This window comes from Enterobacter cloacae complex sp. I1M, assembly GCF_014982425.1.
Taxonomy (GTDB): domain Bacteria; phylum Pseudomonadota; class Gammaproteobacteria; order Enterobacterales; family Enterobacteriaceae; genus Enterobacter; species Enterobacter intestinihominis.
Map to the genome: position 1 here is coordinate 1 of NZ_JADCLG010000021.1, position 17,973 is coordinate 17,973.

Sequence of the window (17,973 nt, forward strand, 5' to 3'; positions counted from 1 at the left end):
CCCTCAGCCCCGTGGGAGAGGGGCTGTGGGTGAGGGCACCAGGCCTTAACAAACGCTACCCTCTCCCCGTGGGAGAGGGGCTGGGGGTGAGGGCACCAGACCGCACAGTACGCAACCCCGAAAAACCCATCCCAAATCACATTTAAGGGTCGATCTTTGACCTCAACTTCTCTATAATCTTGCGACCCCACGTTACGAGAAGGTTTTTTTCCCGAAACTTTCTATGTGTCGGCATGTGCTATTCGAAGGGGTAGGTTTGCCGGACTTTGTCGTGTGAACCTCAACTGACTAAACGTTTGGGTGTTCACCAACGTGTAACTTATTATTTGGGTAAGCTTTTAATGAAAACTTTTACAGCTAAACCAGAAACCGTACAGCGCGACTGGTATGTTGTTGACGCGACCGGTAAAACTCTGGGCCGTCTGGCTACTGAACTGGCTCGTCGCCTGCGCGGTAAGCATAAAGCGGAATATACTCCGCACGTTGATACCGGTGATTACATCATCGTTCTGAACGCTGACAAAGTTGCTGTTACCGGCAACAAGCGTACTGACAAAATGTACTACCACCACACCGGCCACATCGGTGGTATCAAAGAAGCGACCTTTGAAGAGATGATTGCCCGCCGTCCTGAGCGTGTGATTGAAATCGCGGTTAAAGGCATGCTGCCAAAAGGCCCGCTGGGTCGTGCTATGTTCCGTAAACTGAAAGTTTACGCAGGCAACGAGCACAACCACGCGGCACAGCAACCGCAAGTTCTTGACATCTAATCGGGATTATAGGCAATGGCTGAAAATCAATACTACGGCACTGGTCGCCGCAAAAGTTCCGCAGCTCGCGTTTTCATTAAACCGGGCAGTGGTAAAATCGTAATTAACCAGCGTTCTCTGGAACAATACTTCGGTCGCGAAACTGCCCGCATGGTAGTTCGCCAGCCGCTGGAACTGGTTGATATGGTAGAAAAACTGGATCTGTACATCACCGTTAAAGGTGGTGGTATCTCCGGTCAGGCAGGTGCGATCCGTCACGGTATCACCCGCGCGCTGATGGAGTACGACGAATCCCTGCGTTCTGAACTGCGTAAAGCTGGCTTCGTTACTCGTGACGCTCGTCAGGTTGAACGTAAGAAAGTGGGTCTGCGTAAAGCACGTCGTCGTCCACAGTTCTCCAAACGTTAATCTATTCTGCTTACGCAGAACGATTGGCGAAAAACCCGCTTCGGCGGGTTTTTTTATGGATAATGCGCAGGTTATCCACAGTAACATTTCATATATCTTCTCTTTTTCCACATTTCCGGCATCCCCTCACCACAAAGCCATCAAAATCTGGTAAACTATCATCCAATTTTATGCCCAAATATCGGTGAATACTCGATTTTTGTTCGATTCTTGAACAATGTGTTTTCTCTGGGATGGGCGATACATCATCTGGCTGGCCCCGTTGGGCTGGTAGCAGTAAAAATTCTGAATATACCTGGAGGTTTTCATGGCTGTCGCTGCCAACAAACGTTCGGTAATGACGCTGTTTTCTGGTCCTACTGACATTTATAGCCATCAGGTTCGTATCGTGCTGGCCGAGAAGGGTGTCAGTTTTGAGATCGAGCATGTGGAAAAGGATAACCCGCCTCAGGATCTGATCGATCTCAACCCGAGCCAAAGCGTACCGACGCTGGTGGATCGTGAGCTGACCCTGTGGGAATCCCGTATCATTATGGAATACCTGGATGAGCGTTTCCCGCATCCGCCGCTGATGCCTGTTTACCCTGTTGCGCGTGGTGAAAGCCGCCTGTACATGCAGCGTATCGAGAAAGACTGGTACTCGCTGATGAACGTTATCGTTAACGGTTCCTCTTCAGAAGCGGATGCTGCGCGTAAACAGCTGCGTGAAGAGCTGCTGGCGATTGCGCCGGTATTTGGTCAAAAACCTTTCTTCCTGAGCGATGAGTTCAGCCTGGTAGATTGCTACCTGGCACCGCTGCTGTGGCGCCTGCCAACCCTGGGCGTAGAATTCAGCGGTCCTGGCGCGAAAGAGCTGAAAGGCTACATGACTCGCGTATTCGAACGCGACTCTTTCCTGGCATCCTTAACTGAACCGGAGCGCGAAATGCGTCTCGGCCGAGGCTAATGACTGTGGAAATGTCACAACTTTCACCACGCCGTCCGTATCTGCTGCGCGCCTTCTATGAATGGCTGCTGGATAACCAGCTCACGCCGCACCTGGTTGTGGATGTGACGTTGCCGGGCGTGCAGGTTCCAATGGAATACGCACGCGACGGACAGATTGTACTGAATATTGCGCCACGTGCAGTGGGTAACCTGGAACTGGCGAACGACGAAGTGCGCTTTAATGCGCGTTTCGGCGGCGTGCCGCGTCAGGTTTCCGTTCCGCTGGCTGCGGTTCTGGCTATCTACGCCCGTGAAAACGGTGCAGGTACCATGTTCGAACCGGAAGCGGCTTATGATGAAGAGGTCGCCAGCCTGAACGATGATGGGACATCCGATGAACGTGAAAGCGACACGGTAATGTCTGTGATTGATGGCGATAAACCCGACCATCACGACGACAATGACCCTGATGACGATCCGCCTCCGCGCGGTGGTCGTCCGGCACTCCGTGTCGTCAAATAAACTTCATAAAGCACAATATTTTTTCCGAACCTGCACAGCTGTGCAGGTTTTTTTATTTTCTGCATAAAATTACTCTCTAAAAAACTTGTGTCTTTGCAAAAGATATCGGTCTATTAATTGGCATGGGATTAATCTTGTTGGGTTATTTTCTGTAGGACAGTTAAATTTATCTTCAATAATGTTTTATTTTAATTTGATTGTATCCGATATCACCCTGTGAAAATATATATGTGCGTTAACAAAAACGGATTTTCTTTTAAGGACAAATTATGAATATCACTTTTAAAAAATTATTTTCATCTGCTGCTATTTGTGCAGCCCTCGCCATGTCAAATGCACACGCTGCTAATGATGTGACGTTGAAAGTTATTGGTAATATCGTTCCTGGTTCCTGCGTACCCTCACTGCCAAACGGTGGAGTGGTAGATTATGGCACAATGCCAGCTTCTACCATCAATCCAACTGGCACGGCGAATACACTGGTTCAGTTGGGGGCTAAAAGTATTACTCTCACTATTACCTGTGACAGCGATACCAGCGTTGGGGTGACTTCTACGGATAACCGCCATGATACTCGTGTGGGCCTGGGGAGCGCCGCTTATATTGAAAATGGGTTTTTCGATAATGTAAATGCTAACGCTTCAGGAAACGCCTATGGCTTGGGTAAAACGAGTGCGGGTGTGAATATTGGCTCCTATGTAATTGCAGCAGATCCCGTTAATACAACAACAGATGGTGTTGTCGCTGATCTCATTGCAGCCACAGGTACCGATACATCAAATTATACCTGGGTAAAATCCAGTACGGGTGCTTTTGCACCAGTTAACAGTGGCACAGGCCAGACACGTGTCTTTACGGCTGCTGCATCGGGAACCACCACACCAAAAGCTTTTAAAGTTATGAATATGCCGTTACGCATTACAACTGCGCTTCAGGACAACACTGTATTGGGTACAGGCGATACTATCACGCTTGACGGTAATGCCACGCTGAGCCTTGTTTATCTTTGATATTCGTTATTGCTAAATGCTGTAGAAAATAAATCGGGAAATGAAAATAATGGAATTTAAAAAAGTACTCTCGGCAGCAACCGTCGCCGTAGCCTTCGGTTTATCCGCTTTTGCTGCCCAGGCCGCTAACGATGTTACGCTGAAAGTTGTCGGTACGATTAACCCGGCTGCATGTACGCCGACCCTGCCTGATGGCGGCGTTGTAGATTATGGAACGGTACTGAACCAAAATATTGCACCGACCGGTGCGACAAACAAGCTGGTACAATTGGGGCAGAAAAGCATCACGCTAAATATCAGTTGCGAAAGCAACATGAGCGTTGCTTTTACCTCCACCGATAACCGCCTGGACAGTCGCGTTAACCTGTCTTCAACCGCGTTTATCGCAGGTAGCGGTACGGATAAATCAGACTTCAGCAACACCGCTGGTGCCTTTGGTCTGGGTAAAACCACCGCTGGCGTGAGCATTGGTGCTTACACCGTTGCCATCAATACTGAAGCGGTCACAGCGGATGGCGCGAATGTTGACACCCTGGTAACAGGGAGCATCACTGAAGGCCAGCGTTCCTGGGAGAAAGTTGCGCCAGGCCTGGGTTACCTCTGCTCGCTTAATGGCTGCACGGGCTACCAAAAAGCGAATACCGTAGCAACAGCCGGTACCACGCAGCCAAAAGCCTTCAAACAGCTTAGCGTGCCGTTGCTGGTTACCTCTGCAGTGCAGGATAACTCGGTATTAGGTACGACTGACGTAATTACGCTGGACGGTAACGCAACCATTAGTCTGGTATATCTCTAATAATTTAACGCTTAATTAACGTGGCAATGGTTAGAGTATTTAATAGCCATTGTCACGCTTTTTTTGCATTAAAATAGCTTTCTCTGCCGCAAGAATAATAAAAATAATGCCGGTATGATTTTTATTTATTTATGTGAGTGGAAAGTCATGAAGAAAATTCTATATCTTGCGTTGTTGGCTGTAGCGACAAAGTGTTGTGCCACCGGTATGGTTCCAGAAACATCGGTTTTATTAGTCGATGCACAAAAAGGCGAAGCCAGTATGAATGTTAAAAATACGGATTCGCAGCCTGCATTGCTTTATACAAACATTGTAGATTTACCTGATAGCGATAAATCTATTCGTTTAATCGTTTCTCAACCTGTAGTCCGTGTCGACGCCGGGGAAACACAGCGAATGCGTTTTCTGCTGCAAACCAGCAAACCCATGAAGTATGAAGAACTTAAACGCGTCACGTTCGAAGGCATTCCTCCAAAGGAGAAAGGAGAAGATAAAGTTGCGTTGACTATCCGCCAGGATCTTCCTGTTGTAATTCATCCTGCGGGTCTACCTGAGGAGACGCAGCCATGGAAATTTTTGACATGGAACAAAAAGGGTGATGGCCTGGTTATCAACAATCCCAGCGATTACGTTGTTCGTATAACGGCATCCTTTAAAACATTACCCTCAGGAAAAGCGGGTGTGCTGGATAAGACCTACATCCTTCCTCACACCTCGATAAAAACAACATTACCAAATTTCTCTGATAATAAAGTTGAATTCTATCCGGCGAGTCGTTACGGCTATAAAGGGGATCGCTTTACTACAGATTTGAAGTAAGCCTCTATAAGGACAGCAAAGGATATGCAGCAAAAAACGTTACTCGCCTGTCTCATTGGCCTGGTCTGTTCTGGCCAGGCGATGGCTCAGCAGATGGAAACTGCTGCCATTAATTTTGATCAGGAAACGCTTCGTTCACTGGGGATAAACCCGGACGTATCAAATTATTTCTCTCGCAAGACGAAGTATTTACCGGGTAGCGTTTCCGTCGCCCTGAAGGTGAATGGTGATAATAAAGGCAACGTTATTGCTCGTTTCGACAACAACGGCGATCTCTGTTTCGACAAACCTTTTATGGAGCAGGCAGGATTAAAAGTTCCCTCTGACTATGAGTCCGGCTGCTACGATTATACCGGTCATATCCCGAGCGCTATTGTGGAGGCTTCGCCTGCGCAAGAATCTCTAAGTCTGGTTGTACCGGCGGATCGGGTAGCAAACAGCGAATCGGATATCGGAGCTTATACTTCCGGTGGCACTGCTGCGCTGTTGAATTATTCTCTTCTCTCCTCGCGCAATGAGTTTGGTGACGGGCACTCTGACTATTCACAGGCCATGCTGGACGGTGGGGTCAATTTCGACGACTGGATCTTACGTACACAGCAACTGCTGAGCCGGAGCGACGGAGAATTTGAAAGTAATAACTCATCGACCTATTTGCAGCATACCTTTGTCCCCCTGAAAAGTACCCTACGGGCGGGCGAGGTCAATATCAATAACTCCCTTCTTCAGGGTACGGGAATCTATGGTATCGAGCTTTCACCGGAGAGCGCCTTACAACAGGGGGGTAGCGGAGTGAGCGTGTCCGGTATCGCCAATACGCCTCAGGCCCGTATTGAAGTGCGTCAGCAAAATGTTCTGGTGTACAGCACACTGGTGCCGGTCGGGCCGTTTAATCTCACCGATGTGCCGGTACGTAACGGCGTTAGCGATCTGAACGTGACGGTAGTGGAAACCGATGGCAGCCAGCACAGCTATGTGGTGCCCGCAGCGCTGTATAACCAGAGCGCAGGGGCGCCTTCAGGATATCACTTCGCGCTGGGACGAGTGAGCGATAGCTATAGTGAAACGCCATGGGTAGCCAGCCTTTCTGGAGGCTGGAAACTAAGCGAACGGGTGAATGTCAACGCAGGCTCAATCGTAGGCGAAGATTACCAGGCTGTCGCCACCAGCCTTGATACAGTGCCGCTACCAGCCTGGCTTGTTTCACTCCAGGCGAACCAGTCCAACGATTCGAAAGATTCACTGAAAGGGCAGAGGTACACGCTATCGGCAACATGGAGTTCTGACCCCGCATTTGGCATGGGGGCTAACGCCTCTGTTACGCATAAATCGCAAGACTATCGCGAACTTTTTGAAGCACTGGATGATGATTTCGACAGCGGTAATAAAAATGAGTATTCCGCCGGGCTAACCTGGAGTGTGCCCTACTTAGGCACGCTTAGCACCAGCTACTACCAAACGCAGGGTTATGATAAGTCAGATGATTCCCGCTTCATCTCTGCGGGTTGGAACAAGTCATTCAAGTACGCCACGATTTCCATGAACTGGCAACATCAGTTGAGTGCAGATGAGGAGAATGAGGATGATGGCGATCTGTTCTACGTCAACCTCAGTATTCCTTTTGGTGCCAGCAATAGCGTAAGCCTGTACAGCCGTCATGATGACCATAAAACGCGGTATGGCGCCTCTGCGCTTGGCGTCGTAAGTGATACCACATCCTGGTCGCTGGGAGCTGAACACGATCAGGCCACGAATCGCGATAATGTAAACGGTGGGATAAGCAGCAACCTTCACTATACGCAGCTTGGCCTGAGCGCCAGTTCGGATAACGAGAATAGCCGCAGCTATTCAGGATCGCTACAGGGGGGCATCGCGGTTCATGGACAAGGCGTTACGTTCTCTCCATGGGCGATCCGCGACACGTTCGCGATCGCTGCTCTGGATAAACCCGTCTCCGGTGTGAGGATTGACACGCCCCAGGGGCCGGTATGGACCGACTTCCGTGGTCAGGCAGTGGTACCGTCAGTGGGAGCCTGGCGCCCAGCGCGGGTAGAAGTGGATACGGAAACATTGCCGAAAAATATGGATATCGGGAATGGAACCCGTGTCGTCACGCTTGGCAAAGGAGCGGTAGGGCATCTTGATTTTACTGCGTTAACCCAGCGACGTGCACTGGTGAACGTTACCCTGGCAAACGGTAAAAAGCTGCCGAAAGGGATCGCCCTTGAGGATTCGCACGGAAATTATCTTACGACCTCAGTGGATGAAGGCGTGGTCTTTTTTAACGATGTTGAACCTGCTCAACAGGTGGTGGCAAAACTGGATAACGGCACCTGTGCATTTGGTCTGAAGCTTCCGAAAGAGGCAAATACCGATACATTCTATGAAACTGTCAATGAGGTGTGTAAATGAAGGCGCTTATTTTAGCCTTGTGCGCAATGGCGTTTTCTCTGCATGCTATGGCTGACTGCCAGTTAGTATCAAGCCAGCAAAAACTCAGCTATGGCCGTATGAGTGCCGCAGAGCGCCAGGCGGAAGGGAACAGGTTGATTGAGATGCCGGAGAAACAGATTGTCCTGAACGTGATATGCGATGAACCGTCGCGTATTCGTCTCTTTCTGGGCAGTAACGTACCGAAAGGGCATGAATTTGGTTTTGGTGATAACGGCGTCATGCGCGTTACTGCCGCGCAGGCAACGGTGGACGATCGTACAGTCAATCTGGCGGCTATCCATGCCGGCGACCCGTGGGTTACCAATGGCGGCGTGAGAGAGATCGCGCCAGCGCTTAACGAAGGGATTGCGTTTATCAACGGTCAGGAGCTGCGGGGAAAAACGGCGTCTGTCACGCTTACCATCAAACCGCGCTTCAAAAGTAACCATATTACGGACAGAGAAGTGTGGCGCGGAAATTTACGCGTAAGGATGGATGTACAATGAAAAAGCGTATAGCGCTATTACTCTGCGGAATGTCTGCCGCTTCAGCGGTATGGGCAACTGATACGGTCAATATTGATGTGGATGTCACCGTTGACGCTGCCGCCTGTACACCGGCGTTGAGCAATGGCGGTGTGGCAGATTTCGGCACGCGCTATGCGGGGTCGCTCTCCTCCAGCGCATTCACACAGCTTGGTACTCGCGATCTTACACTATCGGTGACGTGTGAATCTTCTACGGGAGTTGCGATTACCGCGCGTGATACCCGCGCCAGTTCCGTGGTCGTTGGCAAAGATAAATCCGGGCAAGAAGGGGTAAAATTCCAGATAAATAACGGTGCCTATGTGCGTGATACGACCCGCCTGTTTGGTTTAGGATTGACCAGCGAGCAGAAGCCGATTGGCAGTTATGGGGTGCAAATTAACGCGGCAGGCGTGACGGCAGCCGACGAAAGTGCCGCTGTTCAGGTGGAGATCGCCGGGGCCGCGACCAAAAATGGTCCATGGACGCGCACGACGCTATTGCCCTTGCCGACCCAGCAGGACTTTTTCTATACGTTTGTGCAAAAAGGCACGGATATTCCGCAGCCGATCTCATCGGCGGTCGTTCCGCTACAGGTGAGTGCCGCAGTCGCCAACGGGCTTGGCAGCGGGCAAGAAATCAAGCTGGACGGCGAGGCGGTGATTACGCTGGTCTATTTATAATCTCTTTCTGCAAAAGAATATCGAAAATAGACGCGCCAGTTCACCGCTGGCGCCGCGCTTACCAGGTCTGCAAAGAGGCTGCGATTTGTAGACCTGATAAAGCGTAAACAGGCTGATACGTCTCCGGATGAGATTTCCTGAAGCGATAATTACCGTTTAAAGGTTACCGCTTCCGGCTGCGTCAGATGCAGCGTTGTCTGGCTGGGTACCGTTTCGGCGATAACCCGCCCGTGACGAACAGAATAACGCGCAGGCGTCTGGCGACGAACCGCATCAAAGCCATTTTCGGCCGGTAAAACAACCAGGTTCGCAGAATTACCCACCTTCACGCCGTAGTCCTGCAGGTTGAGCGTTTTCGCGCTGTGGGTGGTGATCAGATTCAGCCCGTCGTTAATCTGCCCATACCCCATCAGCTGGCAGACGTGTAAACCCATATGCAGCACCTGCAACATATTGGCGGTGCCCAGGGGATACCACGGATCGAAAACGTCATCATGCCCAAAGCAGACGTTGATCCCCGCCTCCAGCATCTCTTTCACGCGCGTTACGCCGCGGCGCTTAGGATAGGTGTCGAAGCGGCCCTGAAGGTGGATGTTCACCAGCGGATTGGCGACGAAGTTGATGCCCGACATTTTCAGCAAACGAAACAGGCGGGACGCGTAGGCGCCATTATAGGAGTGCATCGCTGTGGTATGGCTGGCGGTAACGCGCGCGCCCATCCCGTCACGGTGCGCCAGCGCGGCGACGGTTTCCACGAAGCGCGACTGTTCATCATCGATTTCGTCGCAGTGTACGTCGATCAGCCTGTCGTACTTCTGCGCCAGTGCGAAGGTTTTGTGCAACGACTCCACACCATACTCGCGGGTAAATTCAAAGTGCGGAATTGCGCCAATAACGTCCGCCCCCATACGCACCGCCTCTTCCAGCAACGCTTCACCGTTGGGATAAGAAAGAATGCCCTCCTGGGGGAACGCCACGATTTGCAGATCGACCCACGGGGCGACCTCCTGCTTCACTTCCAGCATCGCTTTCAGCGCCGTCAGCGTGGGATCGGAGACGTCAACGTGAGTACGCACATGCTGAATGCCGTTGGCCATCTGCCATTTCAGCGTCTGCATTGCGCGGGTCTTAACATCTTCGTGGGTGAGCAGCGCCTTACGTTCAGCCCAGCGCTCAATCCCCTCGAATAAGGTACCAGACTGGTTCCAGCTCGGTTCACCAGCCGTTTGAGTGGTATCCAGATGGATATGCGGCTCAACGAAAGGGGGAATGACCAGCCCGCCTTCAGCATCAAGCACCTGGCCCACCGGTGACGATGCCGCGTCCTGCGGTTCAATACGGCTAAAGCGCCCGTTTTCAATTGCGATCTGCCATAACCCCTCTTGCCCCTGTAAACGGGCCTGACGAATGGTGAGGGTATTATTCTGCATGGGGAGCCTCCGGGGCGGTAGCAAAGGTACGTCTGACAAAGGGGGTTAACAGAAGGTAGCTGAATACGCCACCGAGGACCGCATTCACCGGCACTATACCGGGAATAATATTCCCGGCAGCCACGCCGAGCGCGACCGAAAGAATGGCTACCCAGTTGACCGGCACAAAGGTAGCGCTATGGAAGCTGGCGTAGCGGCGGCGGTTGATCAGATAGTCGGCGATAATCACCCCACCGACGGGAGGGATCGCCGCCGACAGAAAGGTGAGCCAGCCGACAAAGTTATTGTACAGCCACAGCGCGCAGAGCGTGCCGATAATACCGTTAACCACCGACAGCGTGCGGCTGGAAAGGCCGGTCACGTTGGCAAAGCCCAGACCCGACGCATAGAGCGCGTTATCGTTGGTTGTCCAGATGTTCAGGCCGAGAACGATAATGGCGGGCAGCAGTAGCCCCTGAGCGATCATCACGTCCGAGATATCCGCCTGTCCAACTGCCGCGGCGCCTGCCGCACCGAAGATAAACATCAGCGAGTTGCCAAGGAAAAACGCCACCATTGCCACCACCACGGCGCCTTTCGCGTTACGCCCAAAGCGGACGAAGTCGGCGGTCAGCGTTCCGGCGCTGATGAAGGAGCCGACGACCAGCGCCAGCGCGCCTGAAAAATTGAGCGGGGTCTGTGGCACCATCGCTTTTAAATGATCCAGCCCGCCCACGCCGTCCACCGCCAGCCAGACGGAGTAGCTGCCGAGGATAACTATCGCGGGAACGGCGATGATCGACAGAATCGTCAGCGCTGAGATACCAAAGAAGATGGTCATAGTCATCAACAGACCGGATACCGCGATCAGGATATTGACGTCGATGCCCGTGGCTTTACTCACCGGGATGGCAAACATCGCTACGCCGACGCCAAACCATCCTACCTGCGTACCGCCTAAAAGCATGGAGGGAAGCCAGGAACCTTTTATACCGAACGAGTAACGCGCAAGAAGATGGGTTGAGAGGCCGGTTTTTGCGCCAATGTAGCCAAGAAAAGCAGTGTAAATACCGAGGAGGAGATTGCCGAAGAGAACTGCGAGGAAGAAATCATTATAGGAAAGACCGGTACCGAGCGTACCTCCGGTCCACATACTGGCGGAAAAAAAGGTTAACCCTAACATCACAAAAGTGAGTGGAATCACGCCTTTCCGCGCCGCCAGAGGGACGGGGCCCTGGCTATAATTGTTATCTTGCGACACAACGCCTCCTTGAATTTTGGCCAAAAAATCCGCCGCATAATATACATTTTTTTCATGAAAGCAAACGTTTACGTCAGGATTTACGCTGCTTTTTTGCTTAAAAAGGTATCATTAACTTAAGGGCAGGCTACTGAAAACAGGCTCCCCAGCGTTCCGCTTTATGCTTCTGCCGGGGAGTCAGAGGGGCTTACACTTCCAGGAAGTTCATAATCCCGTCAGCCGCTTTACGGCCTTCGGCAATCGCCGTGACCACCAGGTCAGAGCCGCGAACGATGTCGCCACCGGCGAAGATTTTCGGGTTGCTGGTCTGGAACGCGTTGTCGCTGCCTTCCGGCGCAATTATGCGGCCCTGAGAGTCCAGCTCTACGCTGTGCTTCGCCAGCCACTCCATGCTGTGAGGACGGAAACCAAACGCCATCACCACGGCGTCAGCCGGGATCACGTGTTCAGAACCGGCCACGATCTCCGCGCGACGACGGCCTTTCGCATCCGGCGCGCCCATCTCCGTGCGCGCCATCTTCACGCCGCTCACTCTACCGTTGGCATTCACCTCAATACCCAGAGGCTGGATGTTGAACTGGAACTCCACGCCCTCTTCACGCGCGTTTTTCACTTCGCGCTTAGAGCCCGGCATGTTCTCTTCGTCACGACGGTAAGCACAGATGACGTGCGCCGCGTTCTGACGAATGGAGGTACGCACGCAGTCCATCGCGGTATCACCGCCGCCCAGCACCACCACGCGTTTGCCTTCCATGCTGACGAACGGCTCATCGGCGGTCTCACCGTAGCCCATGATCTGCCTGGTGTTGGCAATCAGGAACGGCAGCGCGTCGTACACGCCCGGCGCATCTTCGTTCTCCAGACCACCGCGCATGGACTGATAAGTACCCACGCCCAGGAACACGGCGTCGTAATCCTTCAGCAGGTCGTCGAGCTGCACGTCACGGCCCACTTCCACGTTCAGTTTGAACTCAATGCCCATGCCGGTGAAGATTTCGCGGCGGCGGGTCATCACCTCTTTCTCCAGCTTGAAGGCCGGGATACCGAAGGTCAGCAGGCCGCCAATCTCCGGGTGGCGATCAAAGACCACCGCTTTCACGCCGTTACGGGTCAGCACGTCCGCACAGGCCAGGCCTGCCGGGCCCGCGCCGATAATCGCCACGCGCTTGTCGGTTTGACGCACACCGGTCATATCCGGACGCCAGCCCATTTCGAACGCTTTATCGTTGATATAACGTTCGATGTTGCCGATGGTCACCGCGCCAAACTCGTCGTTCAGCGTACAGGAGCCTTCACACAGACGATCCTGAGGGCACACGCGGCCGCACACTTCCGGCAGGGTGTTGGTCTGATGAGACAGCTCGGCGGCTTCAAAAATACGCCCTTCGTTGGCCAGCTTCAGCCAGTTCGGGATGTAGTTATGGACCGGACACTTCCATTCGCAGTAAGGGTTACCGCAGGACAGGCAGCGGTCTGCCTGTGCTTTGGCCTGGCCTTCTGAAAACGGCTCGTAGATTTCAACAAATTCAATTTTACGGATCTTCAGCGGTTTCTTTGGCGGATCAACACGCTGAAGGTCGATAAACTGGTAAACGTTCTGGCTCATCTGAATTCCTTACTGCGCCTGCACGCGCAGCTCTGCTGCGCTACGACTACGGTGACCCAACAGGGCTTTAACATCGCTGGACTTCGGCTTAACCAGCGCAAATTTCGCAGAGAACGCCGGCCAGTTGGCCAGGATCTCTTCGCCGCGCGAAGAACCGGTATGCTGCACGTGTTCGGTAATTAAGCCGCGCAGGTGTTCTTCGTGGATGGCCAGCGTATCAACGTCCAGCACTTCCACCAGTTCCGGGTTCACGCGTTTGCGGAACTCACCGTCTTCATCCAGGACGTAGGCAAAACCGCCCGTCATGCCCGCGCCAAAGTTCACGCCGGTTTTACCCAGGACGCACACAATTCCGCCCGTCATGTATTCACAGCCGTTATCGCCGATGCCTTCCACCACGGTGATGGCACCGGAGTTACGCACCGCAAAACGCTCGCCCGCACGGCCCGCGGCAAACAGACGACCGCCGGTTGCACCGTACAGACAGGTATTGCCGATGATGCTTGCTTCATGGCTGCGGAAGGCTGAACCAACCGGAGGACGCACCGCCAGCAGACCGCCCGCCATGCCTTTTCCGACGTAGTCGTTGGCATCACCGGTCAGGTATAACTCAACGCCGCCCGCGTTCCACACACCGAAGCTCTGACCCGCGGTACCGCTGAAGTGCGCGGTAATCGGATCCGATGCCAGGCCCTGGTCACCGTGCGTTTGCGCGATGTAACCGGAGAGAGATGCACCCACGGAACGATCGGTGTTGCGGATATCAAACCAGAACGTTTTGCTCTGCTTCTCATCCACGTACGGCTTCGCCTGTTGCAGCAGCTGCGCGTTCAGCACGCCGTTGTCGAACGGCGGGTTGTTCTCGGTGCAGTAAACCGCTTTGCCAGGATGCGGCTGAGCGGTTTCCAGCAGCTTAGACAGCTCCAGCTTCTGCTGCTTGGCCGTGAAGCCCTCAAGCTCTTTCAGCAGGTCGGTACGGCCAATCAGATCCACCAGACGCTTCACGCCCAGCTGCGCCATCAGCTCGCGGGTTTCACGGGCGATGAAGTCAAAGTAGTTAGTCACTTTGAACGGGAGGCCGTGATAGTGATTCTTACGCAGCTTTTCGTCCTGGGTAGCAACGCCCGTTGCGCAGTTGTTCAGGTGGCAAATACGCAGGTATTTACAGCCGAGCGCAACCATCGGGCCGGTACCGAAGCCGAAGCTTTCCGCACCCAGAATCGCCGCTTTGATGATGTCGAGGCCGGTTTTCAGCCCGCCGTCTACCTGCAAACGGATTTTGTGACGCAGGCCGTTGGCGACCAGCGCCTGCTGGGTTTCCACCAGACCAAGCTCCCACGGACAACCCGCGTATTTTACGGAGGAGAGCGGGCTTGCGCCGGTGCCGCCGTCGTAGCCGGCGATGGTGATCAAATCCGCATAGGCTTTCGCCACGCCGGTGGCGATGGTGCCAACGCCCGGCTCGGAAACCAGCTTCACGGAGATCATCGCTTTCGGGTTGACCTGTTTCAGGTCGAAAATCAGCTGCGCCAGATCCTCGATAGAGTAAATATCGTGGTGTGGCGGCGGGGAGATCAGCGTCACGCCCGGCACCGAGTAGCGAAGCTTAGCGATGTACGGGGTGACTTTATCACCCGGCAGCTGACCGCCTTCACCCGGTTTTGCCCCCTGCGCGACCTTAATCTGGATCACGTCGGCGTTAACCAGGTACGCAGGCGTTACGCCGAAACGGCCGGACGCTACCTGCTTGATACGGGACACTTTATTGGTGCCGTAACGGGCAGGATCTTCACCGCCTTCGCCGGAGTTGGAGTTGCCGCCGATGCTGTTCATGGCTTCCGCCAGCGCTTCGTGGGCTTCCGGGCTCAGCGCGCCGATGGACATCGCCGCGGTATCGAAACGTTTGAACAGCTCAGATGCGGGTTCAACCTCGTCAATGCTGACCGCTTCCTCACCCGGATTGATGGCAATGAGATCGCGCAGCGTCGCCGCCGGACGGTTGTTCACCAGCTCAGCATACTGCTGATAATCGCTGTACTCGCCGCTTTGCACCGCCTGTTGGAGTGTGCGCACCACGTCCGGGTTATAAGCGTGATACTCACCCCCGTGAACGTATTTCAGCAGACCGCCCTGTTCCAGCGGCTTACGTGCCAGCCAGGCGCGTTTCGACAGGTTCACCAGATCCTGCTGGAAGTCAGCAAAGCCTGCGCCACCAATACGGCTGATCACGCCCTGGAAGCAGAGGTTGGCAACGTCGTCATGCAGACCGACCGCTTCAAACAGCTTCGAGCAGCGGTAAGAGGCGATGGTCGAGATGCCCATTTTGGACATGATCTTGTACAGACCTTTATTGATGCCGTTACGGTAGTTCAGCATCACAGCACGGTAGTCTTTATCGATCGCGCGGGTATCCACCAGGCGGGCCAGTGTTTCGTAGGCCAGATACGGGTAGATCGCCGTGGCGCCAAAGCCTAACAGCACCGCAAAGTGGTGCGGGTCGCGCGCGCTCGCAGTTTCAACGATGATGTTGGCATCGCAGCGCAGGCTCTTGTCCACCAGACGCGTCTGGATAGCCCCCACCGCCATGGGTGCAGGTACCGGCAGACGGTTTTTCGCGATGTTGCGGTCAGACAGCACCAGCAGAACGGTGCCGTTACGCACCATCTGCTCGGCTTTGTCGCACAGCGCGTTCACCGTCTCTTCGAGGCTCGTTTCGGTCACGTCGAAGGTGATATCGAGCGTGTCGGCGCGATAGTGCTCCTCGGTCATGGTGGTGAGCTGTTTGAAATCGGAGTACAGCAGGATCGGTGATTTAAAGGTCAGACGGTGCGCCTGGCCTTCGGCTTCACAGAATACGTTCATCTCACGGCCGATGCTGGTGGCCAGCGACATGACGTGGGCTTCGCGCAGCGGATCGATTGGCGGGTTGGTGACTTGCGCAAACTGCTGACGGAAATAGTCGTAAATAATGCGTGGCTGGCTGGAGAGCACAGCAAACGGGGTATCGTCACCCATTGAGCCGACCGCTTCCTGGCCGTTTTCGCCGAGCACGCGAATAACCGAGTCCAGCTCTTCCGCGCTGTAGTTAAACTGCTTCTGGAAGCTCGCGAGGGTGTCATCGTCCAGCTCGCGGCTACCCACTTCTTCGTCTGACAGATCTTCAAACGGCACCAGACGACGCACGTTTTTCTCCATCCACTCTTTGTACGGATGGCGGCTCTTCAGATCGTTGTCGGTTTCAGCAGAGTGCAGAATACGCCCACCGCGGGTGTCAATCACCATCAGCTCGCCCGGTCCGACGCGGCCTTTCTCGACCACTTCGTCTGGCTGGTAATCCCAGATACCCACTTCTGAGGCACAGGTGATGAGCTTGTCTTTGGTAATGACATAGCGCGCCGGACGCAGACCGTTACGGTCCAGGTTACAGGCGGCAAAACGTCCGTCGGACATAACGATGCCTGCCGGGCCATCCCACGGCTCCATGTGCATGGAGTTAAAGTCAAAGAACGCACGCAGCTCAGGGTCCATATCCGGGTTGTTCTGCCAGGCCGGCGGTACAAGCAGACGCATGGCGCGCACGATATCCATCCCGCCCGCCAGCAGCAGTTCCAGCATGTTATCCATTGAGCTGGAGTCCGAGCCGGTTTCGTTCACGAACGGCGCGGCATCGTGCAGGTCCGGGATCAGCGGGGTCTGGAACTTATAGGTACGGGCGCGGGCCCACTGGCGGTTACCGGTGATGGTGTTGATCTCACCGTTGTGCGCCAGGTAGCGGAACGGCTGAGCCAGCGGCCAGCGTGGAACGGTGTTGGTGGAGAAGCGCTGGTGGAACAGGCAAATGGCCGATTCCAGACGCAGATCCGCCAGGTCCAGGTAGAAGCGCGGCAGGTCAGCCGGCATGCACAGACCTTTATAGATGTTCACCAGGTTAGAGAGGCTACAGACGTAGAACTCTTTATCGTCCTGAAGACGTTTTTCAATGCGGCGGCGGGCAATAAACAGACGGCGTTCCATATCACGCGGACGCCAGCCCGCAGGCGCGTTGACGAAAATCTGTTCAATACGAGGCAGCGAGGAGAGGGCGATTTCACCGAGCACCCCTTCGTTGGTTGGCACATCGCGCCAGCCGACAATCGACAGGGTTTCACGCTGAAGTTCTTCTTCAACGATGCGGCGTGACGCGGCAGCTTTTTCAGGATCCTGATTCAGGAACAGCATACCGACAGCGTAGTTTTTGGCTAAACGCCAGCCGCGCTCTTCCGCCACGATGCGGAAGAAACGATCCGGTTTTTGCAGCAGCAGACCGCAACCGTCGCCGGTTTTACCATCGGCAAGGATGGCGCCACGGTGCTGCATACGGGCCAGTGCGTGAATAGCAGTACGCACTACCTTGTGGCTAGGTTCGCCTTCTATGTGGGCGATCAGGCCGAAACCACAGTTATCCTTCTCAAGGGATTTATCGTACAACATATCAGTGAACCTCCCCAGGCTCGTCGGGCTTCCCACTGAACTTTACCGTGGCGCACAGGCGCAGAAAGAGCATGGCGACGGGGTTAGCGTTTCATACGCGGACCTCGCATTCGCCCTCTTTTTCATCCTTTCGCGCAGGTAAACAAGTTTGAGGACTTGCTTCAGAGGGAATCTCAATTACTGCATAAATATGATGAGCAGGCCGCTCATCCAGAAAGCTTCCAGCGGATTTCCAACTTATCGGGAATTGGTACACAGGTCAAATGGCAATCTTATTTATACAAAAATGTGCTAAAGAGTGGTCATATTGTTGTTTTTATTGATGATTTCACTAT

14 protein-coding genes are annotated in these 17,973 nt (G+C 53.8%); 10 read left to right on the forward strand and 4 right to left on the reverse strand.

From position 1 onward, the window contains the following. Positions 1 to 341 precede the first annotated feature (341 nt). The 10 genes from rplM (at position 342) to INF86_RS13100 (ending at position 8,892) form a co-directional block, all read left to right on the forward strand. Positions 342 to 770 (forward strand): 50S ribosomal protein L13, encoded by a 429-nt coding sequence (gene rplM, locus INF86_RS13055; RefSeq protein WP_003860434.1) that lies wholly within the window; start codon positions 342 to 344, stop codon positions 768 to 770. 15 nt (positions 771 to 785) lie between these two features. Continuing rightward, positions 786 to 1,178 carry a 30S ribosomal protein S9 gene (gene rpsI / locus INF86_RS13060; RefSeq protein WP_003860436.1) on the forward strand — a complete coding sequence of 131 codons (393 nt, stop codon included), beginning with the start codon at positions 786 to 788 and terminating at the stop codon, positions 1,176 to 1,178. A gap of 307 nt (positions 1,179 to 1,485) precedes the next feature. Beyond that, entirely contained in the window at positions 1,486 to 2,124 is a 639-nt protein-coding gene (gene sspA / locus INF86_RS13065) for a stringent starvation protein SspA (RefSeq protein WP_003860438.1), read from the forward strand. Positions 2,125 to 2,129: 5 nt separating this feature from the next. Next, positions 2,130 to 2,627 carry a ClpXP protease specificity-enhancing factor gene (gene sspB / locus INF86_RS13070; protein ID WP_032622090.1) on the forward strand — a complete coding sequence of 166 codons (498 nt, stop codon included), beginning with the start codon at positions 2,130 to 2,132 and terminating at the stop codon, positions 2,625 to 2,627. 269 nt (positions 2,628 to 2,896) lie between these two features. Next, positions 2,897 to 3,637, forward strand: coding sequence for a DUF1120 domain-containing protein (locus INF86_RS13075; RefSeq protein WP_022649551.1), 741 nt, complete (start codon positions 2,897 to 2,899; stop codon positions 3,635 to 3,637). Positions 3,638 to 3,686: 49 nt separating this feature from the next. Continuing rightward, positions 3,687 to 4,433 carry a DUF1120 domain-containing protein gene (locus INF86_RS13080; RefSeq protein WP_022649550.1) on the forward strand — a complete coding sequence of 249 codons (747 nt, stop codon included), beginning with the start codon at positions 3,687 to 3,689 and terminating at the stop codon, positions 4,431 to 4,433. 147 nt (positions 4,434 to 4,580) lie between these two features. After that, on the forward strand, positions 4,581 to 5,252 hold the full coding sequence (locus INF86_RS13085; protein ID WP_022649549.1) for a fimbria/pilus chaperone family protein: 672 nt from the start codon (positions 4,581 to 4,583) through the stop codon (positions 5,250 to 5,252). Between the two features lie 24 nt (positions 5,253 to 5,276). After that, a complete protein-coding gene (locus INF86_RS13090; protein WP_193543599.1) occupies positions 5,277 to 7,664 on the forward strand; it encodes a fimbrial biogenesis usher protein in 2,388 nt (795 codons plus the stop codon). Beyond that, a complete protein-coding gene (locus INF86_RS13095) occupies positions 7,661 to 8,191 on the forward strand; it encodes a hypothetical protein (RefSeq protein ID WP_150312408.1) in 531 nt (176 codons plus the stop codon). The genes INF86_RS13090 and INF86_RS13095 overlap by 4 nt, the downstream gene beginning before the upstream one ends. Further along, the gene (locus tag INF86_RS13100; RefSeq protein WP_022649546.1) at positions 8,188 to 8,892 is read left to right on the forward strand and encodes a DUF1120 domain-containing protein; all 705 of its coding nucleotides are present in this window, start codon (positions 8,188 to 8,190) and stop codon (positions 8,890 to 8,892) included. The genes INF86_RS13095 and INF86_RS13100 overlap by 4 nt, the downstream gene beginning before the upstream one ends. 149 nt (positions 8,893 to 9,041) lie before the next feature. Here INF86_RS13100 and codA read toward each other — a convergent pair whose 3' ends face one another. The 4 genes from codA to gltB form a co-directional block, all read right to left on the reverse strand. Next, complete coding sequence (codA, locus tag INF86_RS13105) at positions 9,042 to 10,322, reverse strand: cytosine/isoguanine deaminase (protein ID WP_038416801.1); 1,281 nt, start codon at positions 10,320 to 10,322, stop codon at positions 9,042 to 9,044. Beyond that, a complete protein-coding gene (codB, locus tag INF86_RS13110; protein WP_038416800.1) occupies positions 10,312 to 11,562 on the reverse strand; it encodes a cytosine permease in 1,251 nt (416 codons plus the stop codon). Before codB ends, codA begins: the two co-directional genes overlap by 11 nt. Positions 11,563 to 11,749: 187 nt before the next feature. After that, positions 11,750 to 13,168 (reverse strand): glutamate synthase subunit GltD, encoded by a 1,419-nt coding sequence (gltD, locus tag INF86_RS13115; RefSeq protein WP_032626441.1) that lies wholly within the window; start codon positions 13,166 to 13,168, stop codon positions 11,750 to 11,752. A gap of 9 nt (positions 13,169 to 13,177) precedes the next feature. Further along, positions 13,178 to 17,638, reverse strand: a complete 4,461-nt coding sequence (gene gltB, locus INF86_RS13120) for a glutamate synthase large subunit (RefSeq protein ID WP_193543600.1) — start codon at positions 17,636 to 17,638, stop codon at positions 13,178 to 13,180. Positions 17,639 to 17,973 lie beyond the last annotated feature (335 nt).

Excerpts from the sequence above, each read along its gene's own strand:
- gltB (WP_193543600.1), bottom strand. The coding sequence starts at position 17,638 with ATGTTGTACGATAAATCCCTTGAGAAGGATAACTGTGGTTTCGGCCTG.
- INF86_RS13080 (WP_022649550.1), top strand. The coding sequence starts at position 3,687 with ATGGAATTTAAAAAAGTACTCTCGGCAGCAACCGTCGCCGTAGCCTTC.
- gltD (WP_032626441.1), bottom strand. The coding sequence starts at position 13,168 with ATGAGCCAGAACGTTTACCAGTTTATCGACCTTCAGCGTGTTGATCCG.
- rplM (WP_003860434.1), top strand. The coding sequence starts at position 342 with ATGAAAACTTTTACAGCTAAACCAGAAACCGTACAGCGCGACTGGTAT.
- INF86_RS13085 (WP_022649549.1), top strand. The coding sequence starts at position 4,581 with ATGAAGAAAATTCTATATCTTGCGTTGTTGGCTGTAGCGACAAAGTGT.
- sspA (WP_003860438.1), top strand. The coding sequence starts at position 1,486 with ATGGCTGTCGCTGCCAACAAACGTTCGGTAATGACGCTGTTTTCTGGT.
- rpsI (WP_003860436.1), top strand. The coding sequence starts at position 786 with ATGGCTGAAAATCAATACTACGGCACTGGTCGCCGCAAAAGTTCCGCA.
- INF86_RS13075 (WP_022649551.1), top strand. The coding sequence starts at position 2,897 with ATGAATATCACTTTTAAAAAATTATTTTCATCTGCTGCTATTTGTGCA.
- codA (WP_038416801.1), bottom strand. The coding sequence starts at position 10,322 with ATGCAGAATAATACCCTCACCATTCGTCAGGCCCGTTTACAGGGGCAA.
- INF86_RS13100 (WP_022649546.1), top strand. The coding sequence starts at position 8,188 with ATGAAAAAGCGTATAGCGCTATTACTCTGCGGAATGTCTGCCGCTTCA.
- INF86_RS13095 (WP_150312408.1), top strand. The coding sequence starts at position 7,661 with ATGAAGGCGCTTATTTTAGCCTTGTGCGCAATGGCGTTTTCTCTGCAT.
- INF86_RS13090 (WP_193543599.1), top strand. The coding sequence starts at position 5,277 with ATGCAGCAAAAAACGTTACTCGCCTGTCTCATTGGCCTGGTCTGTTCT.